Origin of the sequence: Sphingomonas sp. R1 (assembly GCF_025960285.1) — a bacterium.
In the GTDB taxonomy this organism is placed as follows: domain Bacteria; phylum Pseudomonadota; class Alphaproteobacteria; order Sphingomonadales; family Sphingomonadaceae; genus Sphingomonas.
In genome coordinates this window covers 216,557-239,083 of sequence record NZ_CP110111.1, presented here as the reverse complement: position 1 = coordinate 239,083, position 22,527 = coordinate 216,557, and the positions used below count along the sequence as shown (strand labels likewise).

Below are 22,527 nucleotides of genomic sequence, written 5' to 3'. Positions count from 1 at the left end.
TGCGGGCGATGCGTTCCGCGCTGCGCCAGGGCATCGCCTGCCGAAACGCCCGTTCTCAACGCTCACGTGGCGGTGTGACCATGGACGCCCACCCGCGCGCATCGCTCCGCGCGACCAACTGTCCGACATATCCAATCTAAATCCAATTTAGTGGGCCGTGCATCATAAGAATGACCTCCGCGCCCGACGCCCGAAACGGTCATTTATCAGATCAATCCGGCGAAGCATCCACAATTTAAAGATAAAAGTCGCTATTGCCAGTGAATGTTGGTGATCAGATTCTTGGCGAAGTGCCGTGCTCCCCGAATACAGACAGTACCAATTTGACTTATTGGTATTGCTACTATACCAATTGGACCGCTACCGGGATCTAGCGGTCCTTCGAGCACAAACGAGACCATAACAACGCATTCAGGGAGGATGCTGCTTTGAAAGCATTTCTTTTGGCGGGAGCGAGTCTGTTCATCACGCTTCCCACGGCCGTCATGGCGCAGGAGCAGGCGGGAGACGCCGGAACGCCCGACACCGAGATCGTCGTCACCGGATATCGTGCGGCGCTCGCCGCTGCGCTCCGGGCGAAGCGCGACGCCGGCGCGATCGTCGATTCCGTCTCCGCCGAAGATGTGGGCAAGTTTCCCAATACCAACGTCGCCGAAGCGCTGACGCTGGTGCCGGGCGTCACCGTGGATCGGCAGTTCGGTCAGGGCGAGAAGGTCTCGATCCTCGGCACCGATCCGTCGCTCAACCGCACGCTGCTCAACGGCCAGACCGTCGCCTCGGCCGACTGGTTCATCCTCGACACCCCAGGGCGCACCTTCAACTACGCCCTGCTGGCGCCCCAGCTCGTCGATCGTGTCGACGTGTACAAGTCGCCCGAGGCGCGGATCGACGAGGGATCGATCGGCGGCACCGTCAACGTGCTCACCCGCAAGCCGCTCGCGCTCAAGCCGCTGTCGATCGCAGGGTCGCTCGGCTATCTCTACAATGATCGCTCAAGAAAGGGCGATATCCAGGGTTCCGTCTTCGTCAGCTGGCGAAACGAGGCGGAGACGTTCGGCATCCTCGCCGGCTTCCAGCGCGCCAAGGATCGGCTGCGGCGCGATGGCGTGGAAAGCTATGGCACGATCAAGGCAAACCAATGGGCCGGTGCCAATGCCGATAATCCGGTCGATTCGCGCAAGGTCGGCTGCACGGGCAGCTGTGCGACCACGCTCACCGCGAACCCGAACGCGGTCAGCCCGAATGCGTTCGGCACCTCCTATTTCGAGCAGGGTCGCGAGCGCCTGTCCTACTCGGCGACGGCGCAGTGGCGCCCGTCCGACGCGTTCGAACTGCAGGTCGACTGGCTCAAGATCGACGCGACCTATGATAACCTGAACCAGTCGATGTATGCCTTCCAGGGCAATACCTGGAACAGCCTCGACAAGCTGACCGATATCACCGTGCGGGACGGCATCGTCACCAAGGCCAGCTTCGCCAATGCGCTGAGCGTGCTCGACGTGCAGTATCGCGAGGCAGAGATGCACTCGAACACCTATCGCGCCAGTGCAACGTGGCATGCGGGGTCGCTCAACCTGACGGCGCAGGGCGGCCTCTCGGATGCCGATGGCGGCACCAAGCGGCAGGTGTTCCTGGAGTTCCTCAACAGCGCCAGCTATACGGTGGACCTGTCCGGCGCGCCAAAAGCCCCCGGCATCCTGACCTATACCAGCAATGTCCAGGGATCGCCGGGCAGCTTTGTCACCGATCCGGGCTGGAGCGGCAACACCGTCGCGAAGCCCACGACGGACAAGGAGCGCTATGGCCAGCTCGACGCCGATATCGGGTTGGACGGACCGATCAAGAAGCTGCTGTTCGGCTATAAATACCGGCGGCACGAAACCGCGCAGCGCTATGCCGGCATCGCGCTGAACGGCCTGTCCGCGCCCGCATCCCAGTTCAGCCCCCGCGCGGCACCCGGCAACTACCTCTCCGGGTTCCAGGTCAACGACCAGATGGCGCGTCGCTTCGTGATCAGCGGGCCGTCGATGGTCTCGTTCCTCGAAGGGCGGACGCTGCCCGCGCCCTCGATCTTCGCCGCGGCCGAATTCACGGCCGGCAATTGGGAGGTGGATGAGGACATCCACGCGCTCTACGGGCAGGCCAATTTCGACATTGCCGACCTGCGCGGCAATTTCGGCGTCCGCTACGTCCACACCGGCACCACCAGCCAGGGCTATGTCTGCACGTCCGGCACGCCGTGCAACACGGCAGCGAACTGGCGCTGGCAGACCAGCAAGAGCAGCTACGACAACGTCCTGCCCAGCGTGAACGTGATCGCGGACGTGCGCAGAGATCTCGTCTTCCGCTTCGCCGCGGCGCAGGTGGTGGCACGGCCCAACTATGCCGATCTCACCAACTATTTCTGGCTCTCCGACGGCATCCTCACCGGCGGCGGCGGCAATCCCAACCTCAAGCCGTACAAGTCCAACAACGTCAACGCGTCGCTGGAATGGTATTTCGCGCCGCGCTCCATTCTCTCGGCGGAACTGTTCTACAAGGATATCAGCAACTACATCCTGAACCAGACGGCGCCGGAGCAGTATTTCAACCAGTCGCAGGGCCGGGTCACCACCTACCAGATCAGCCGGCCGTTCAATGCCGGTTCGGCGGAGGTGAAGGGATTGGCCGTCGCCTATCAGCAGGAACTTCCGTTCAGCTTCGGGCTGCTGGCCAACTACACCTATTCGGATGGATCCGGTCGCGCCGGGGCGGACCTGCCGTTCAACTCGCGACACCAGGTGAGCCTGAGCCCCTTCTGGGAACAGGGCCCGGTGAGCCTGCGCGGCACATATACCTGGCGATCCAAATACTTTACCGGGATCGACCGTGGCGACAACATGTATGTGCGTGGCGTGGCGAACGTCGATGCATCGCTGACCTATAAGCTGACCACGAACGTCAGCCTCACCGCATCGGCCATGAACCTCACCGATGCCGAATATTATGCCTATGCCAACACGCCCGCGCTACCGCGGGGCGTGTATCGCAGCGGGCGCAAGTTCCTGCTGTCGCTCGCCCTCAACCTGTGATCCGGACGGGGTGCCGAGACCTGTGCTCGGCACCCGCGCCTTCCGCTTTCAGGTCATCGGGGGGTCAGCGTCACCTTGCCGAGCAGGCCGGAGATCTGGCCGGCCGGCGCCTCGACGATCAGTTCCACCAGGCGCTGTCCGGCGCCCGCCGGGATCACGGCCTCCAGCGACGCCGGTGCGGGATCGGTCTTCTCGGCGAGCTTTTTGCCGTCCATCCACAATGTCGCACGCCCGCCGACACTGGCGAAGCGCAGCGTACCGCCCTCGGCCGCGATGCGCTTCCAGGGGCTGAGGCGGTGGGTGTAGACGCGCCAACCCGGCTGCGGCTCGGCCGGCGTCGGCATCGCGCTGCGCAGAAACGCCCAGCTGTTGTTGTCCGGCACCAGGCCCGGCCCCGGCCTGTCGGCCAGCAGCGCCGAGCGGCGCCAGTCGCCAAGCACCATCAGCGGCGGGGTGACGCCCACCTGCGCACGCGGCGCGATCTCGGCGCGGTCGATGGTCAGCCGCGCGGGCTGCAGCCCCTCCGCGGTCGCGCGCACCGTGATCGTGCCGCGCCCGCTACCGGCCTGGAGGATCAGCTGCGCGAGGCCGTTGAACAGCGAGCGTGCATTGCCCTTCTCCGGCTCATGGCTGTTGGGATCGCCATTGCCGATACCGAGGATGCTCGCCCCCTCGACCGTGAAGTTGGTCATGAGATTGGCGGTCGGCACGTGCCGACCCTTGGCGTCCACTGCGTCGATGGTGATCGGCTGCACATCCTCGTCGTCGCCCGCCATGACGGTGCGCGCTGGGGTAAGCCGCAGCGCCACCGGCTTGCCGGCGGTTTCGTGCACCATCCGCGCGACGATCTTGCCGCCGCGCATCGCCTGCGCCTCCAGCCTGCCAGGCGCGTACGGCACCTGCCATTCATTGCCCTGCAACCGGTCTACCTTCTGCGAGCCGATCACCTTGCCGTTCAGGAGCAGCGTCACGCTCTCGGCATTGGAGGCGACGAACACCTTGATGGTCTGGCCTTCCCTCCCCGGCCAGGTCCAGTGCGGCGCGAGCCACACCACCGGCGCGTCGTCGATCCAGGCCGCGCTGTGGATGCCGAACGCGGTCTTGGGGAAGCCGCACAGGTCCATGATGCCGAAGAAGCTGGCAATGGTCGGCCATTCATAGGGGGTCGGCTCGCCATGATAGTCGAAACCCGTCCACACGAACCCGCCGGCGATGAAGGGTTTGGCCGCGATCAGCTGCCATGCCTTGCGGTGCGTGTTACCCCAGCTTGCCGCCTCGTCGTCATACGAGGTGATCACATGGGCGGCAGGATTGCTGGCAAAGGCGCCGCGCGTTTCGAACGCGCTGGTATCCTCCGAGCTGGTGCTGGGTCGGCCGGGGTTCAGCCGGTGCCACTTGTCATACTCGCCCTGGTAATAGTTGAACCCCATGACGTCGACGACCGAGGAGACGTTCTGCGGATTGTAGAAAGACCCGTTCATCGCCGAGGTGACCGGGCGGCTGTCGTCCAGCTTGCGCACCGCGGCTTCCATGCGGCGGACCATTTCCACCCCGGCCTCGGTGCCCTGCATCGGCTCTTCGTTGAACACCGACCACAAGATCACGCTGGGGTGGTTGCGATCGCGGCGCACCATCCACGCCAGCTGCGCCAGATAATCCGGCGCGGGGTTGAAATGGCGGTTCTCGTCCATGACGAGGAAGCCCATCCGGTCGCACCAGTCGAGCAGTTCGGCGGTAGGGGCATTGTGCGACATGCGGATCGCGTTGCAGCCCATCGCCTTCAGCCGCTCGAGCCGCCAGCCGAGCAGCGCGTCATATTGGGCGACGCCCACACCGGCATGGTCCTGATGGATGCACACGCCCTTCAGCTTGACCGGCTTGTCGTTGACGAACAGGCCGTTGTCGGCATCGAAGCGGACCGTGCGAAAGCCGATCGCGGTGCGGCGCTCGTCGATCAGCTTGCCGTCACGCAGCAGCCGGGTGTGCACGATGTAGAGCGTCGGAGTCTCGACCGACCAGAGCTGCGGCGCGCCGACTGCGAGGGTCAGCGACGCCTCGACGCGGTCTAGTACCATTGCGGTGGTGGCGGTCGTCCCGCTCGCCACGCGCTTGCCTGCCGGATCGAGCAGATCCGCCTCGATCACCACGCCGACCGGCGCAGGTTCGATATTGCCGACCGTGACGGTGACCGGCACCTGCCAGCCATTGTCGGTCCTGCGCGGATCGCAATGCACCCCATCGGTGACGATCGAAACCGGCGATCGGCGCACCAGCCAGGCGTGGCGATAGAGGCCCGCGCCCTCGTACCACCAGCCTTCCATCGCCTCGGCATCGACGCGGATGGCGATCACATTGTCCTCTTCGCCGAAGCGCGCGAAGGGCGTCATGTCGACGATGATGCTCGCGTAACCCGACCAGCTGTGCGCGACGACGCTGCCGTTCACCCACACCGTTGCATTCGTCGCGACGCCGTCGAGATGCAGCTCGATCGTCTTGCCGTGATCGGCCGCATCGAGCGTGAGCCGGCGGCGGTACCAACCGATGCCGCGCTTGCGATAGCCCTGCGAGACGTTGGCGGTCTTCTCGAAAGGCTGGAACGATGCCCAGTCGTGCGGCAGGCGCACCTCGGCCCAGTCGCTGTCGTCATAGTCGCGGGCGGCGGCGCCGCGGGCGTTGCCGGCCTTCACGCTGCCATAGGTATCGTCGTGGTTCTTGAGCGCCTCGGGCTGCACATCGCCCTCATGGAAGCGCCAGCCGCGTTCGATGCGGGTACGCGTGGGATCGCCGTCCGGCAGGCGCGGCATCAGCCCGGTCTTGGGCTGGGGCATCGGGAAGCCGTCGCCTTCCACGGCGCGGCCGGCCGCCTTCGCTTCGGGCAGCCCGAGCGAGGCAAGCGCCCCCAACCCCGCGCTGCCGAGCAGCAACTGGCGACGATCCATGCAGCAATCTCCAAAGTCAGGCTGGTTGGGCAGGCTCAGACGTCGCTGAGTTCCGCCACGAAATCATAGGCATCGCCCCGATAATAGGAGCGGGTCACCTCGGCGGGGCGACCGTCGCGCAGGAAGGCGCGGCGCTCGATCAGCAGGCCGGCATGGCCCGGATCGACGCCCAGCATCTTGGCGTGCTCGCCAAGGAACGGAACCGCGCGCAGCCGCTGGAGCGCGCGCACCGGCCGGTTCCCGGCAGCCTCGAGCGCGGTGTAGAGCGAGTCCCCCACCGCCTCGACCGAGGGCAGGCAATAGCCCGCGATGGTGGAGAATTCGAGCGCCATCGGCTCGCCATCGGCGAAGCGGATGCGCGAGAAGCGCAGCACGCCTGCGCCCGGCGACAGGCCCAGCGCCATCGCCTCTTCCGGCGTTACCTGGCCTGCCGAGCGCGCGATCCAGCTGCTGCTGGCGGCGCGGCCGCGCGCGGCCATGTCCTCGGTGAAGGAGGACAGCTTGGAGAAGCTTTTCTCGACGCGTTCGGCGACGAAGGTACCGGCACCGCGGCGGCGGGTGAGCAGGCCCTCCTCGACCAGCCCGCCGATCGCCTTGCGCACGGTGATGCGCGACACGTCATATTCGACGGCAAGATCACGCTCGGGTGGAATGGCATCGCCCTGCGCCAGGATCTTCCCGCTGATCGCTTCCCGGATCAGCTGCTGCAGTTGCAGATAGAGCGGCGACGGATTGCCTTCGCGAAACCGTCCGATCTGATCCGAAAACGTCATCATTCCTCCCCCTTGCCAGACACGGACGCCCCACCGGCGCGTCGCGCCTACAGCAAGCGCCCGGGAGCGCGCAAACGTTCTCCCGGGACCTACATTGGTATGACAATACGAACAGCCTCAAGCGTCTTGGTCAAGAGGTTTATTGCAAAGAACTATGTCCGTTCGCGCAACCCTATTGTCCGATAGGATCTAAATTGGTTACACCCTTGCTCCGGCCCCGTTCGGCGGCCGCGACCAAGGGGAGTTTCCGATGCGCGCGTTCCTGAACCAGGCTAGGCATTCCGGCTGGGTGGCGCTGCTGCTGTCCTCCAGCGCTTTCGCCCAGACGGTGCCGCCGCTGACGCCCCTCCCTGCCAGCGTCCAGATGGGCAAGGGCAGCTTCACCGTGACGAACGGCACCGGTATCGCCGTGCCGGCCGGCGACAGCGCCGCCGCCAATGCCGCGAAGCTGCTGGAAGCCCATGTGAAAGTCGAGCGCGGCCTGACGCTGGGCGCGATCGGTACCGGCGGCGCGATCCGCCTCGAGCGCGACGCAGGCATCCCAGGCGCCGAGGCCTATCGCCTGACCGTCGATGCCAAGGGCGTTCGCATCGTCGCATCGGGCGATCGCGGCCTGCTCTACGGCGCCGTAACGCTCGCGCAGCTGCTCAGCCCCGATCACGGGTTCGGCAAGCCGGTCCGTATACCCGCCCTCACCGTCGAGGACGCCCCCCGCTTTGGCTGGCGCGGGCTGATGCTCGACGTGGCGCGCCATTTCCAGCCGATCGAGTTCGTCTATGGCGTGGTCGACCAGATGGCCTCGGTGAAGCTCAACACGCTCCACCTCCACCTCACCGACGACCAGGGATGGCGGTTCGAGGTGAAGCGCTATCCGAAACTGACCGAAATCGGCGGCTGGCGCACCCCGCCGAGCACCGGCGGAGCGCCAGGACCCAAGGTCGGCGGCTTCTACACCCAGGAGCAACTCACGGCGCTGGTCGCCTATGCCGCCGAGCGTGGCGTGACCATCGTGCCGGAAATCGATCTGCCCGGCCATGCCCAGGCGCTGGTCGCCGCCTATCCCGAACTCGGCATTTTCGGCGACCATACGGAAGTGTCGCACGACTGGGGCGTGAACCCGTACCTGTTCAATCCCGGCCCCAAGGGCATCGCCTTTGTGAAAGAGGTGCTGGACGAGGTGATGGCGGTGTTCCCGGGGGCCTATGTCCATCTCGGCGGTGACGAGGCGGTGAAGGACCAGTGGCAGCGCTCGCCGGACGTGCAGGCGCAGATCAAGGCGCTGGGCCTGAAGGACGAAAATGCGCTGCAGAGCTGGATGATCGACCAGTTCGGCGCCTATCTCGAAAGCCATGGCCGCCGCCTGATCGGCTGGGACGAGATCCTGGAAGGCGGCCTGCCGCCTTCGGCCTCGGTCATGTCGTGGCGCGGCGAAAAGGGCGCGGTCGAAGCCGCCAACCAGGGCCATGACGTGGTGCTCTCGCCCGCGCCCACCCTCTATCTCGACAGCCTGCAGAGCGACCGCCGCGACGAGCCGCCGGGCCGCCTCTCGATCCAGACGCTGGCCGATGTGTACCGGTACGAGCCGATGCCGGCCGGCATCGACGCCGCCAAGGCGAGCCATGTGCTCGGCGCGCAGGGCAATGCGTGGAGCGAATATCTGATCACGCCGTACCAGGTGCAGCACATGCTGTTCCCGCGCGCCGCGGCAATCGCCGAGATCACCTGGTCGGCCAAGGATAACCGCGACTTTTCATCGTTCGTCAGCCGCCTCCAGCCACAGATGGCCCGCTGGCGACGCTCGGGCATGGAAGTCGCCGACAGCGCCTTTGCGGTCGACTACAAGCTGCAGGGCACGCGCGGCGAGGCGCTGCGCGCCGGGCGAGCCAAGGTGGCGCTCGCCACCCAGACCGGCTTCGGCACGATCCGCTACACGCTCGACGGCAAGACGCCCACGGCCAAGTCCCCGGCGTACAAGGCACCGCTGACGCTGAAGCCGGGCACGACGATCACCGCCGCGGCCTTCGACGTATCGGGCATCGTCACCGCCACCCCGCGCAGCTTCGATACCAGCCGCACCGCGCTGCTCACCCGCACCAGCTCCGACATGGTCGCCTGTCCCAAGGGTGCGCTCGGCCTGCGCGTGCCTTTAAATGCCGAATCGCGCGAGAATACGCCGGTATTCAACGTCAACCTGTTCGACACCTGCACCGCCTACCCCGCCGCGCCGCTCGACGTGGCGACCGGCTTCACCGTCGACGTCGCCCGGACGCCGCGCAACTACGGGCTGGCGCACGACTTCAACAAGGTGCGCGCGCATTACAATGTCAGCACCTATGGCGAGCTGATCGTCACCGCCCGGTGTATTGCCGCATCCAAGGACCCGACGGTCAAGTCCATCGTCGTCGCCACCTTCCCGCTGCCCGATCCCGCCAAGGCGCCGCAGCAGTTCCGCTTTTCCGGCAACCTCCCCACAGTGGGCGCCGACGAGGACCTGTGCTTCCAATTCACGTCGCCGCTCAGTGACCCGTTCTACACCGTCGAGAAGGTCGTGCTGACGGAGGGCGGCAAGTGAAGGCACGGTCGCTCGCGCTGCTGCCACTCCTCGCCCTCGCCACCGCTGCCTGGGCTGACGCGCGTCAGTCGCTGTCGCTCGACGGCGTCTGGGAGGTCCGCATCGATCCCAGCGATGCCGACGCCGCCAAAGCGCACCCCAGGGAAGCCGCGTGGTTCCCGGCCAAGGTGCCCGGCAGCGTCCAGCAGGATCTGATCGCGGCGAAGCGCGTGCCCGATCCCTACAAGGGCATCAACGAGGCGCCGATCCAATGGGCAGGCCTTACCCGCTGGCAGTTCCGCCGCACGCTTACCGTCACCCCGGCGATGCTGGCGCGCGACCATCTCGAACTGGTGTTCGACGGGCTCGACACCTTCGCCACGGTGACGCTCAACGGCCGCAAGCTGCTCGAGACCGATAACGCCCATCGCCGCTGGCGGGTGGACGCCAAGGATGCGCTGAAGGCCGGCGCGAACGAACTGGTCGTCACCATCGCCTCGCCGATCAAGACGCTGCAACCGATGGTGCTGGCGGAGAAATTCCCGCTGCCCGGCGAGTATGACTCGGCCTTCGGCGACGAGCCCAAGGGCAAGCAGACCTCGCCCTATATCCGCAAGCCCAAATATGATTACAGCTGGGACTGGGCACCGCGCCTGGTCAAGATCGGCCTGTGGCGGCCGGTGCGGCTGGAGGCGTGGGACGATGCCCGCATCGACGGCTTCCGCCTCGACCAGGAAGCGCTGAACCCCGCCGAGGCGCGCCTCGTCGCGCGGTGGAAGATCCTTGGCGACCGCGCCCGCGCGGTGACCGTGCGCACCCATGTCACCGGCCCCGATGGCAAGACCGTCGAAGCGGCCCGCACGCTCAATCTCGGTGCGGGGGAAAACGCCGTCAGCGTGCCGCTCACCGTGCCCAGGCCGCAGCTCTGGTGGCCTGCCGGCTATGGCGCCCAGCCGCTGTATACGGTGGAGGCGGTGCTGGAGGAGGACGGCGCGGTCAGCGATCGCGTGTCCCAGCGCATTGGCCTGCGCACCGTCGAGCTGCTGACCCAGGGTGGCGGCTTCGGTTTCCGCATCAATGGCGTGCGCGTCTTCGCCAAGGGCGCGAACCTGATCCCGTTCGACATGTTCCCGACGGCGGTGGCCGAGGCGCGGATGCGCCGCATGGTCGCCGATGCACGCGCCGCGAACATGAACATGCTCCGCGTCTGGGGCGGCGGCTATTATCTCGACGACGCCTTTTACGCCGCCGCCGACGAGCTCGGCATCCTGGTGTGGCAAGACTTCATGTTCGGCGGCTCGATCACCCCGCCCGATCCCGCCTTCCGCGAGAATGTTCGGATCGAGGCCGAGCAGCAGGTGGCTCGGCTCCAGCCCCACCCGTCGGTGGTCGGCTGGAATGGCGGCAACGAGATCCTGTCGGGCTGGGAAAACTGGTCCGATCGCAAGGCGTTCAAGAAAGCAGTCGGCGCCGACGAGCAGGAGCGGATCGGCGCGGGCATGGCGGTGCTGTTCGACCGCACCCTGCGCCGCGCGGTCGAGCAGGAAGCCCCCGGCACCACCTATTGGCCGGGCTCGCCCTCGAACGACTATACCGGCCCGGTCGATACCGACGCCACCGGCGACCGCCATTTCTGGGACGTCTGGTCGGGCTCCAAGCCGGTCGAGAATTATCTCAGCGGCTGTGCGCGGTTCATGTCGGAGTACGGCTTCCAGGCGATGCCGAACCTGTCGACGATCCGCGGCTTCGCCGGTGATGGCCCGCTTGAGCTCGACAGCCCGGTGCTCAAGGCGCACCAGAAGTTCCTGGCCGGCGAAGGCAATGGCCGCCTCCAGCTCTATCTCGACCAGCGGCTGCGCAAGCCCGCCGACTTCGCGGACCTGGTCTACCTCACGCAGGTCAACCAGATGCAGGCGATCGGCATGGCCGCCCGCCACCACCGCGCCTGCGCGCCAATTACCATGGGCTCGCTGTTTTGGCAGCTCAACGATGCCTGGCCGGCGATCAGCTGGGCGAGCATCGATTATCACGGCCAGTGGAAGCTGCTCCAGTACGAGGCGCGCCGGATGTTCGCCCCCCAGGCGATCGTCGCCGAGCACAAGGACGGCGCGACCCGCCTTGCCGCCGTGTCCGACGCGACCAAGCTGATCGCCGCCGAATGGCGCGTGCGCGGCTTCACCATGGACGGCACGCCGCTCGGCAAGAAGGCATCGACATTCGACCTGTCGCCGGGCGCGCTCGAACTCGCCACGATCGCCGATACCGACTTGTTCGGCACCGCGGCACCGGCCGAAAGCTATGCGGTCGCCGAGCTGTGGATCGACGGCAAACCCGTCTCGCGCCAGATCTTCGAGCGGTCGCTGCCCAAGGACATGGCCTATCCGGCACCGCGCCTGTCGGTGCGCTGGCAGGCCAAGCAGGTGACCGTCACGGCCGGCGCGCTCGCCCGCGCGGTGATGCTCGACTTCGGCACCACCGTCGCGCAGCCGAGCGACAACGGCTTCGACCTGTTGCCGGGCGAGCGCCGCACTCTCACCGTCACCTCCGAAGCGAATGCTTCTACGCTCGCCCGCGCCCTTACCCTTCGTACGCTGGGACCCCGTTGATGCCCCTTCTTCCGCTGCTTCTCCTGACCGGCGACCCCGATCCGGTCGCCGCTGCGATCGCCAAGATGACGATCGAGCAGAAGGCCGCACAGCTCCAGAGCACCGCGCCCGCGGACCCTGTGATCGGCCTTCCCGCCTATGACTGGTGGAACGAGGGCCTGCACGGCCTCGCCCGCGACGGTTATGCCACGGTGTTCCCCCAGGCGATCGGCCTCGCCGCCACCTGGGACGTGGAGCTGCTCCACAAGGTGGGCGACACGGTCGCCACCGAGGCGCGCGCCAAGTTCAACGCGAAGCCCGTGACCGCCGATCGCAAGATCTATGAGGGGCTGACGATCTGGTCGCCCAACATCAACATCTTCCGCGATCCGCGCTGGGGCCGCGGCCAGGAAACCTATGGCGAGGATCCGTTCCTCACCGGGCATCTGGCGGTAGGCTTCATCCAGGGGCTGCAGGGGCCGGACCCGGCGCATCCCAAGGTGCTCGCGACGCCCAAGCATTTCGCGGTGCATAGCGGGCCCGAGGCGGGACGCGACGGCTTCGACGTCGATCCCAGCCCGCAGGACCTGGAATCGACCTACACCCCCGCCTTTCGCCTCGCGATCACCGAAGGCAAGGCGCAGTCGCTGATGTGTGCGTACAACTCGATCCACGGTACGCCGGCGTGCGCATCGGGCGGGCTGCTGAACGATCGGCTGCGCAAGGACTGGGGCTTTACCGGCCTCACCGTGTCGGACTGCGATGCGGTGGCGAACATCCATCTGTTTCACCACTACCGCCTCGACGCCGCCGAAGCCTCGGCCGCGGCAATCAAGGGCGGCATGGATCTCAACTGCGGCACCACCTACGCCGCGCTGCCCGAGGCGGTGAAGCGCGGGCTGGTGAGCGAGGCGGAGGTCGACGTGGCGCTCAAGCGCGCGCTGGACGCCCGCCGCGCGTTGGGTATCGCGTTCGGGGGCGCCAATCCCTGGAGCAAGATCAGGCCCGGCGAGCGCGGCACCCCGGCGCAGCGTGCGCTGGCGCTGGAAGCCGCGCGCAAGGCGATCGTGCTGCTCAAGAACGACGGCGACCGCCTGCCGCTCACCACCGGCGGCCGCATCGCGGTGATCGGCGCCAATGCCGATGATCTGGGCGTTCTTGAGGGCAATTACCACGGCACTGCCAGAGATCCGGTGACGCCGCTCGATGGCATACGTCGCCAATTCGGTGCGGATCGCATCGTCTACGCGCAAGGATCGCCATTGGCGGACGGCGCCGCGGTGATCATGCCGGAGACCGCCTTCCGCGACGAAGGCAAACCGGGTCTCAAGGCCGAGTATTTCGCCAGCCCCACGGTAACCGGCACGCCCGTCGCCACCCGGCGGGATCGCCGCATCGACTTCAACTACACCCGCGCCGCGCCGCTGCCCGGGCTCGATCCCACCGGCTTCGCGGTGCGCTGGAGCGGCGAGTTCACGCCCCCGGGCGCCGGCGACTACGAGCTCGCAATCGATATTCCCGCCTGCTGGAAGGATTGCACCACGCACGACGCGGTCCGGCTGTGGGTCGGCGGCAAGCTCCTCCATGACGGCCCGCTCGGCAAGGCGCGCGTGGCGGTAAAGGTCGCGAGCGATGGCAAGCCGGTGCCGTTCCGCATGGAAATCGACCATCGCAGCGAGGATTTCGGCGTCCGCCTGATGTGGCAGCCCCCGGCCGAGCCGATGCTCGCCCAGGCGCTGGCCGCCGCCAGGAATGCGGACACGATCGTCGCCGTACTTGGTCTGTCGCCCGATCTGGAGGGCGAGGCGCTCAGCGTCTCGATCCCCGGCTTTGTCGGCGGCGACCGGACCGACATTGCCCTGCCCCGCCCGCAGTTCGAACTGCTCAAGGCGCTGCGCAAGACCGGCAAGCCGCTCGTCCTGGTCCTCACCAGCGGCAGCGCGGTGTCGGTCGACCCGGCGCTGGCCGACGCGATCCTCGAAGCCTGGTATCCCGGCGAAGAAGGCGGCACCGCGATTGCAGAGACGCTGGCAGGCAGGAACAATCCCTCGGGCCGCCTGCCGCTGACCTTCTATGCCTCGACCGACGATCTTCCGGCGTTCGTCGACTATGGCATGAAGGAGCGTACCTACCGCTTCTTCACGGGCAAGCCGCTTTGGGGCTTCGGCCATGGCCTCAGCTATACGCGCTTCGCCTATGGCGACGTGGCGGTGAAGTCGGCAGGCATCGGTCAGCCGGTACAGGTCAACGCCAAACTCACCAATGCGGGCAACCGCAGCGGTGAGGAAGTGACGCAAATCTACGTCGTGACACCCGACGCTGGCAAACCAGGCGGGTTCACCACGCCAGTGCTCCAGCGCCAACTGGCCGGCTTTCGGCGCACGGCATTGGCACCGGGCAACTCGGCCAGTCTCTCGTTCAAGCTCGATCCACGCGGCCTCAGCAGCGTGGCGCGCGACGGCACCCGCCGGGTGCTCCCGGGCACCTATCGGGTCTGGGTCGGCGGAGGCCAGCCCGGCGATGGGCCGGGACAATGGGCCGAATTCACGCTCCATGGTCCCGCACAGGAGTTGCCGAAATGATCGACCGCCGCACCCTGCTCGGCTCGGGACTGGCATGGGCCGCCACGCCGGCTTTAGCCGGCACGACGCCCGACTTCACCAGCAAGCGCCCCGCTCCCGCCGACCGTCGCTTCGTCAGCAAGGCGGTAGAGCGTGAGATCGCTCGCGTTTCCCGCCAGATCGCCGATCCCAAGCTGCGTTGGATGTTCGGCAATTGCTATCCCAACACGCTCGACACCACCGTGAAAATGGGTGTGGCGGACGGGAAACCGGATGCGTTCGTCATCACGGGCGATATCGATGCGCTCTGGTTACGCGACAGCTCGGCGCAGGTGCGGCCCTATCTGCATCTCGCCAAGGACGATGCCGATCTGCGCCGGCTGTATCACGGCCTGATCGCACGGCAGGCGCGCTGCATCCTGCTCGATCCCTACGCCAACGCCTTTCTCGAGGATCCGAACGCGCGCACCAAGCTGAGCTGGGCGCTGGCGGACAAGACCGACATGAAACCGGGCGTTGCCGAACGCAAGTGGGAGATCGACAGCCTCTGCTATCCCATTCGATTGGCACATGATTATTGGAAGGCGACCGGCGACGTAACACCGTTCGACGCGCAGTGGGCCGACTCTACCCGTGCCATCCTGCGCACCTTCCGCGAGCAACAGCGCAAGCACAGCCCCGGCCCGTACCGCTTCCTGCGCAGCAGCGATCGACCTACCGAAACGCTGATGCTCGACGGCTATGGCGCGCCGACCCGGCCCATCGGGCTCATCCACTCCGGATTCCGCCCCTCGGATGACGCCTGCGTCTATCCCTTTCTTATTCCAGCGAATTACTTTGCGGTAACGGCACTTCGTGAGCTTGCGGCACTCGCAATGGCAGCCCGCAGCGATGCTGCGCTTGCGAACGAAGCCATGTCACTGGCCGGTGAGATCGCAGCGGCACTGCGTGAATATGGCACGATGCGGCTGCGCGACGGGCGCGAGGTGATTGCCTATGAGGTCGATGGGTTCGGCAACGCGATCTTCATGGACGACGCGAATGTACCGTCGCTTTCCAGCCTCGCCTATCTGCGCTGCTTCGACCGGAACGACCCATTGTGGCAGCGTACGGCTGTTGCTGCGTGGAGCGATGCCAACCCCTATTGGTCCAGCGGCAAGGTGGTCGAGGGCATTGGCGGTCCACATGTCGGCCTCGGGCACATATGGCCGATGTCGTTGATCATGCGCGCTTTTTCACAGGATCACGATCCGCGAATGCTTCGCAATATCCTGCGAATGCTTAGCAATAGTGACGCGAACACCGGCTTCATCCACGAGGCTGTCGACCAGGATAACCCCGCAACGTTCACCCGCGACTGGTTCGCCTGGGCCAACGGCCTGTTCGGCGAGCTGCTCGTCCACTTGGCCGCCACGCAACCCAAACTCCTCGAGGAGATGCTGTGATGCTCACCCGTCGCCGCTTGCTCGGCACCAGCGCCATTGGTCTCGCCGCCATCGGAATGCCCCGCGCAGCAGCTGCTCAGGCACCTCGCCGCACTGCACCAAATCTATTTATCGGCACCGGCGGTACCGGCCACACCTATCCAGGCGCATCGTTACCCTTTGGCATGGTGCAACTCAGCCCCGACACCGGCGTAGAGCGCTGGGAAACCTGCTCGGGCTATTATCACAGCGACGGCTCGATCCTCGGCTTCTCGCACACCCACCTGTCCGGCACCGGCATCGGCGACATGCTCGATCTGCTCGTTGTCCCCGGGCGGGGACCGGTCGTTCTGCAGCCGGGCACGCGCGAGAAGCCCGAAAGCGGCTACCGCCAGCGCTATCACGACGAGCATGCAGAACCCGGCTATTACAGCGTTTCGCTTGCCAACGGTGTCCGGGCGGAGCTCAGCGTCACCGAACGAACCGGTTGGCATCGCTACACATTCCCCGCCGGCGCCGGGCATATCCTGCTCGACCTGTCGCACTTGGTGCTCGATAGCTCCGACAGTCCGCCGCTGATCGCCGATGCGGCGATCGACGTGGCGTCCGACGGCACGATCACCGGCCAGCGACAAGTTTTCCGCTGGGCGAAGGGCCGCAAGATCTTCTTCGCGCTCCAGCTATCGCGGCAGCCCGACCGCATCACCTTCTTCGCCGATGACGATGCCGAGCAGCCCGCTGGCAGCCGCAAGGTCACCGGACGGCGACTGAAGGCCGTGCTGCACTATGACGACGCCGGGAAGGCCCCGATTCTCGTGCGATGCGGCCTTTCCGCGGTCGATATGGCGGGCGCGCGCGCCAATCTGGTCACCGAAGCGAGACATTGGGACTTCGATTCAATCCGCCGCGAAGCCACCGCACGGTGGCATCCCGCGCTCGATGCGGTACGCGTCGAGGGCGGCACCCCGGACCAGCGCACCATCCTGAGCACCGCGCTTTACCACGCCCAGCTCGCGCCCACGCTCTTTTCGGACGTGGATGGCCGGTATGTCGGCATGGACGGGCAGATCCACACCGTGCCCAGGGGCGGCGCGGCGTATAGCACCTACTCGCTGTGGGACACGTATCGCGCGCTGCACCCGCTGCTGACCCTGATCGCGCCCGATCGGGTGAAGTCGCTGGTCGATGACCTGATCCGCCAGACCGCGCAATCGCCCTATGGCCCACTCGTCTGGCCGCTGCAGGGCAAGGAAACCGGCACGATGATCGGCTGGCACGGCGTGGTGCCGCTCGCAGAGGCGCAGGCCAAGGGCATTCCGGCGGACTATGCCGCGGCCTGGCCGGCGATCCGCCGCCGCAGCTTTGATTTCGCCGCGAAGGACCTCGACAACAGCAAGGGCCGCGATCTCTACGACCGCCTGGGCTATGTCCCGGCCGACAAATGGTGGGAAAGCGTCAGCCGCACGCAGGAATATGCCTATGACGACTGGGCATCCGCGCACCTCGCCGCGGCGATCGGCGAACAGGCCGACGCAGCGCGGCTCGCCAAGCGTTCGGGCAACTGGCGCAACGTGATCGACGGCAGCATCGGCTTTGCGCGTCCGCGATTTGCCGATGGCAGCTGGTGGACGCCCTATGATCCGGTCCAGCTCGGCCATATGCCCAAGCCCTGGTGGCGCGACTATACCGAGGCGAATGGCTGGCAGGCGACCTTCCTCAACCAGCACGACGTCCACGGCCTGATCGCGCATATGGGGGGCGACGCCAGGTTCGAGGCGAAGCTCGACGCGCTGTTCAACGCGCCTTCCACCCTGCCCGACAATGCGCCGCCCGATATCTCGGGCCTGGTGGGTCAGTACGCGCACGGCAATGAGCCGGACCAGCATGCCGCCTATCTGTACGCCTATTGCGGCGCGCCGTGGAAAACGCAGGCGATGGTCCGCCGACTGTGCACGGAGATGTACAAGAACGATCCCGACGGCATCATCGGCAACGATGATTGCGGCCAGATGAGCGCCTGGTTCGTCTTCTCCGCGCTTGGCTTCTACCCTGTCGATCCCGTGGCGGCGGTGTACGTCTTCGGCTCGCCGCTGTTCGAGCGCGCCGAAGTGACGGTGGGTAATGGCAAGCGGCTCGTGGTCGAGGCGCCGGGCAACCGCGCCGACACGCCCTATATCGCCGCCGTCACCTGGAACGGCCGCCCCTGGACCAAAAGCTGGATCGCGCACGCCGATCTGGTGAAGGGCGGAACGCTGCGCTTTACCATGTCGGCTACCCCCAACCCCGCCTTCGGACGCGCGCCGGCCGATCGTCCGCCGTCCAACGGCCGCACGCCCGGCTGATGCTGCTCGCCGCCGCGCTTCTCGCCTCGACGCCCTGCGTCGCCGCCGGCGCAGGAGGCGCGGTCGCCGCCGATCTGCTGCGCGCCCGACTGGCAGAGCGCCACGCACCCTGCGCACGGGTACTGCTCGCGCCGCTGGGTGCGGTGGAAATCACCCTGCCCGCGGCGCAGCGGCGGGCGTGGCGCAAGGTTGCGCCGCATCACCTCCCGCGGGAGGGCTTCGCGGTTCGGCGCGTGGGCGGCACGCTGGTGATCACTGCGCGCGGCACGCGCGGGCTGGTCTATGGCGCCGGCTGGTATCTGCGCGCCGGCACGCGGCCACTTCGCTATGACAGCGCGCCGGCCCGTCCCGTACGCCTCACCCAGATCGGCTACCGCGCCAAGAACAACAGCTACGACGCCTGGACACTGGCGATGTTCAGGCGTCGTATCGAAGACTTCGCCTTGTGGGGCGCAAGCGGTGTGCAGGTGATCGCGCCAGTGTCCGACGACGATGCCACCAGTCCGCTTTTCCCTGCCCCGCCGATCGAGACGCTGCGCGGCATCGGCGAGATCACGCACCGGCTGGGGCTGGACTTCGCGCTCTATTATCCCAACCTGCACGACTATGTGTCGCAAGCCGAGCGCGACGCGGAGCTTGGCCGCTTCCGCACGCTGCTGGAACAGCTGCCGCAAGTTGACGCGCTCTATGTCCCCGGCGGTGATCCCGGCCATGCCGCGCCTGACCGGCTGTTCCCGCTCGTGGCCGGCGAAGCCGCCGCCCTGCGCGCGCGCAATCCCGCCGCCGGCGTGTGGATTTCGACCCAGGGCTTCGATGCGGCCGGGCTCGACGCCTCCTACGCCCATCTTGCCCGCCGCCCGTCCTGGCTGACCGGCATCTTCGCCGGGCCGCAGACCCGCGATCCGGTGGCCGTGCAGCGCCGCCACCTGCCGCAAGGATACCGGCTGCTGCTCTATCCCGACATCGCCCATACGATGCACGCGCAGGTGCCGGTCGATCGATGGTCGCCGGCCTTCGCGCTGACCGAGGGCCGCGAGCCGATCAATCCGCGGCCGCGCGCGATGACGGCGCTGTTCCGGCACCTCGATCCCGGCAGCAGCGGCTTCGTCACCTATTCCGAGGGCGTGAACGACGATGCCAACCAGTTTCTGTGGTTTCGCCTCGGCTGGGATCCCAAAACGACGGCGCAGGACTTCGCGCGGGCATATGCGCGCGTTTTCGTTGGCGATCCCGCGGCTGCCCACGCGCTGCTCGCGCTCGAATCCAATTGGATCGGCGATCCTGCCCGCAACGCCGGCATCGATGCGACGCTTGCGAAGGTCGACGGCCTCAAGCCCGCGCTTTGGGCGGATTGGCGGATCGACGCGCTGCGCTACCGCGCCGTGTACGACGCAATTGTCCGCCATCGCCTGATCGCTGCCCGCGCCCGCGAGGCGGCTGCGTTCGCCTCGACCGACGCCGCGACGGCACGCGCCCGGTTGGCGCAGCCCGATCCTGCCCCGGTGCCTGCCCTGCGCACGCGCCTGTTCGCGCTGGCAGACCGGCTCTGGCAGGGTGCGCGGCTTCAGCTCAGCGTGCGATTGTACGGCGCCACTGCCATCGAGCGGGGCGCCAACCTCGATCGTGTCGATGTCGATCTCAATGATCGCGTCTGGATCGAGCGCCAGCTCGCCACCCGCACCCCCGCGGACCTCGCGGACCATGCCCGCCCGCGAGACGATGCGCTGTACGATGATCTCGGCGATCCCTGGCGCGCCCCGCATCTGGTGCGCGGCAGCAGCCCGCTCGCCGATCCGCTGCGTTTCCACGGTGCGGTGGAGGGCATTGCCGATCGCACGCCGAACGACGGCTGGCGCATGTCGTGGATCAGCTATGCCGAGAGCCTCTTCGATGCGCCCCTGCGGCTCCATTATACCGGCCTCGACCCGAAGCGGCGGTACCGCCTGATCGCCACCTATGCCGGCGAGGACTATTGGCTGCCGATGCGGCTCGTCGCCAATGGCAGCATCGAGCTGCATCCGCCGCTCGACCGCACGACCAATCCGATGACGGTCGAACTCCCCATCCCCGTCGCTGCCACCCGCAAGGGCGCGCTCGATCTCGCCTGGACGCGCCCGGCCGGAATGGGCGGCAGCGGCCGAGGCCATCAGGTCGCCGAGACTTGGCTAATCCCCGAACCCCTCTCCGGAGAACGCAAATGACCACCCTCTCCCGCCGCGCGCTGGTCGCCGCCGGAATCGCCAGCCCAGCACTCGCCCATGCCGCGACCGGCGCAGCGTCCATCACGTCCGCCCTCAAGCCCTACGGCGCTACGCCGAGCCCGCGCCAGTGGAAGTGGCACCAGCGCGAGCAATATGCCTTCATCCATTTCTCGATGAACACCTTCACCGACAAGGAATGGGGCTATGGCGACGAGGACCCCAAGACCTTCAACCCCAGCGACTTCAACGCCGACCAGATCGTCGCGGCGGCCAAGGCGGGCGGGCTGAAGGGCCTGATCCTGGTCTGCAAGCACCATGACGGCTTCTGCCTCTGGCCGACCACGCTCACCGAGCATTGCATTCGCAACAGCCCGTACCAGAACGGCAAGGGCGACATCGTCCGCGAGATGTCGGACGCGTGCAAGCGCGCCGGCCTGCCCTTTGGCGTTTACCTTTCGCCCTGGGACCGCAACCACCCCGACTACGGCCGCCCCGGCTACATCACCTATTACCGCGCGCAGCTGACCGAGCTATGCACCCGCTACGGCAAGCTGTTCGAGGTTTGGTTCGACGGCGCCAATGGCGGCGACGGCTATTATGGCGGCGCGCGCGAGACACGGAAGATCGATGCCCCCGCCTATTACAACTGGCCGTCGATCGTGGCGCTGGTCCACAAGCTCCAGCCGGATGCGTGCACCTTCGATCCGCTCGGCGCCGATATCCGCTGGGTCGGCAACGAAGACGGCGTGGCGGGCGATCCCTGCTGGCCGACCATGCCCAACCACCCCTATGTCCAGAGCGAGGGCAATTCCGGCGTGCGCGGCGGCGCGCTCTGGTGGCCGGCCGAGACCGATGTCTCGATCCGCCCGGGCTGGTTCTATCATGCTGATGAGGATTCGCGGGTGAAGAGCCCGGAACGACTGGTGCAGCTTTATGACGAGTCCGTCGGCCGTGGGACCAATCTGAACCTCAATCTGCCGCCGGACCGGCGTGGTCGCATCGCAGACCAGGACGTGAAGATCCTAAAGAGCTTCGGCGACGCGATCCGCGCGACCTTTGCGCAGGATCTGGCGAAGGGGTCGGTCGCCCATGCCAGCGCGGTGCGCGGCCGCGGCCATGAGGCGGCCCGCGTGCTCGACGGCAATCGCGAGACCTATTGGTCGACGCCCGATGGCACGACGACCGCCACCCTCACGCTCGAACTCACGCCCGGCACCCGCTTCGACGTGATTCGTCTCCGCGAATATCTGCCGCTCGGCGTACGCGTCACCCGCTTCGCAGTGGAGGCGGAGATCGACGGCACCTGGCAGCAGCTTGCCGAAAAACAGTGCATCTCCGCGCAGCGGATCCTTCGCCTGCCCCGCCCGATCGCACCGCGGCGCGTGCGCCTGCGGATCCTCGATGCGCCCGCCTGCCCCGCGATCAGCGAGTTCGCGCTGTTCCGCTCGGTAGCGCCCGTGCCGGTCTCCCCGATCGTGTCGTCCGATCCCACCGTGCTCGATACGCGCGGCTGGACGATCGTCTCCGCCAGCACGGCAGGCGCGGAAAAGCTGCTGGATCGCGATCCGGGGACGATCTGGACGCTGCCGGCGCCGCGTGCCGGCGCCCCGGCAAGCGTCACCATCGATCTCGGTGCCCGCACCACCCTCGCCGGGTTCAGCCTCACGCCATCCCGCCACGTGATGATCGGTGCCGCCCCACCCAAGGGGTATCAGGCGGAAACCAGCGTGGACGGTACCAATTGGGAGCCTGCTGCTACCGGTGAGTTCAGCAACATCGCCTATGCGCTGTCGACCCAGCGAATCGCCTTTGGCCGTGGCCGCGCTGCACGATTCCTGCGCCTGACGTTCGCCGAGACCGCGCTGCCCGAAGCCAAGCTCGCCATCGCCGAAATCGGCGGGTTCACCACGCCCCGCTGAGCGCCCGTCCCCTTCCCGCCGCCACCCGCGCCGGCGTCCGACATGTTCGGGCGCCGGCGCGTTGCTTTGGCGCAACAAGCGATCGGAAAAGTGACCGCCGGCGTTCCGGACGTTGCCATATATAAAACCAATTTTCCGAAATGGTATTGTATTGATGTGGC

At 66.8% G+C, this 22,527-nt stretch carries 10 protein-coding genes; 8 read left to right on the top strand and 2 right to left on the bottom strand.

Features of this window, described 5'->3' with window-relative positions; translation table 11 throughout:
- The first annotated feature begins 428 nt into the window (after positions 1–428).
- Positions 429–3,071 (top strand): TonB-dependent receptor, encoded by a 2,643-nt coding sequence (locus tag OIM94_RS01090; protein ID WP_264608297.1) that lies wholly within the window; start codon positions 429–431, stop codon positions 3,069–3,071.
- A gap of 53 nt (positions 3,072–3,124) precedes the next feature.
- On the opposite strand, the gene galA is transcribed toward OIM94_RS01090, so the two are convergent.
- Positions 3,125–6,010, bottom strand: coding sequence for a beta-galactosidase GalA (gene galA, locus OIM94_RS01085; RefSeq protein WP_264608296.1), 2,886 nt, complete (start codon positions 6,008–6,010; stop codon positions 3,125–3,127).
- Positions 6,011–6,045: 35 nt separating this feature from the next.
- The gene (locus tag OIM94_RS01080) at positions 6,046–6,783 is read right to left on the bottom strand and encodes a GntR family transcriptional regulator (protein WP_264609957.1); all 738 of its coding nucleotides are present in this window, start codon (positions 6,781–6,783) and stop codon (positions 6,046–6,048) included.
- A gap of 250 nt (positions 6,784–7,033) precedes the next feature.
- Here OIM94_RS01080 and OIM94_RS01075 point away from each other — a divergent pair, with 250 nt between their 5' ends.
- From OIM94_RS01075 to OIM94_RS01045, 7 genes are read left to right on the top strand one after another with little or no spacing between them, the layout of a single operon-like run.
- On the top strand, positions 7,034–9,355 hold the full coding sequence (locus OIM94_RS01075) for a beta-N-acetylhexosaminidase (RefSeq protein ID WP_264608295.1): 2,322 nt from the start codon (positions 7,034–7,036) through the stop codon (positions 9,353–9,355).
- Positions 9,352–11,940 (top strand): beta-mannosidase, encoded by a 2,589-nt coding sequence (locus OIM94_RS01070; protein WP_264608294.1) that lies wholly within the window; start codon positions 9,352–9,354, stop codon positions 11,938–11,940. Before OIM94_RS01075 ends, OIM94_RS01070 begins: the two co-directional genes overlap by 4 nt.
- Positions 11,940–14,501: a glycoside hydrolase family 3 C-terminal domain-containing protein gene (locus tag OIM94_RS01065; RefSeq protein WP_264608293.1), complete on the top strand. Its 2,562-nt coding sequence runs from the start codon at positions 11,940–11,942 to the stop codon at positions 14,499–14,501. The genes OIM94_RS01070 and OIM94_RS01065 overlap by 1 nt, the downstream gene beginning before the upstream one ends.
- Complete coding sequence (locus tag OIM94_RS01060; protein WP_264608292.1) at positions 14,498–15,925, top strand: glycoside hydrolase family 125 protein; 1,428 nt, start codon at positions 14,498–14,500, stop codon at positions 15,923–15,925. Before OIM94_RS01065 ends, OIM94_RS01060 begins: the two co-directional genes overlap by 4 nt.
- Positions 15,925–18,246 carry a GH92 family glycosyl hydrolase gene (locus OIM94_RS01055; RefSeq protein WP_264608291.1) on the top strand — a complete coding sequence of 774 codons (2,322 nt, stop codon included), beginning with the start codon at positions 15,925–15,927 and terminating at the stop codon, positions 18,244–18,246. Before OIM94_RS01060 ends, OIM94_RS01055 begins: the two co-directional genes overlap by 1 nt.
- A complete protein-coding gene (locus OIM94_RS01050) occupies positions 18,246–20,447 on the top strand; it encodes a hypothetical protein (RefSeq protein WP_264608290.1) in 2,202 nt (733 codons plus the stop codon). Before OIM94_RS01055 ends, OIM94_RS01050 begins: the two co-directional genes overlap by 1 nt.
- The gene (locus OIM94_RS01045) at positions 20,444–22,366 is read left to right on the top strand and encodes an alpha-L-fucosidase (protein WP_264608289.1); all 1,923 of its coding nucleotides are present in this window, start codon (positions 20,444–20,446) and stop codon (positions 22,364–22,366) included. The genes OIM94_RS01050 and OIM94_RS01045 overlap by 4 nt, the downstream gene beginning before the upstream one ends.
- The last annotated feature ends 161 nt before the right edge of the window (positions 22,367–22,527 follow it).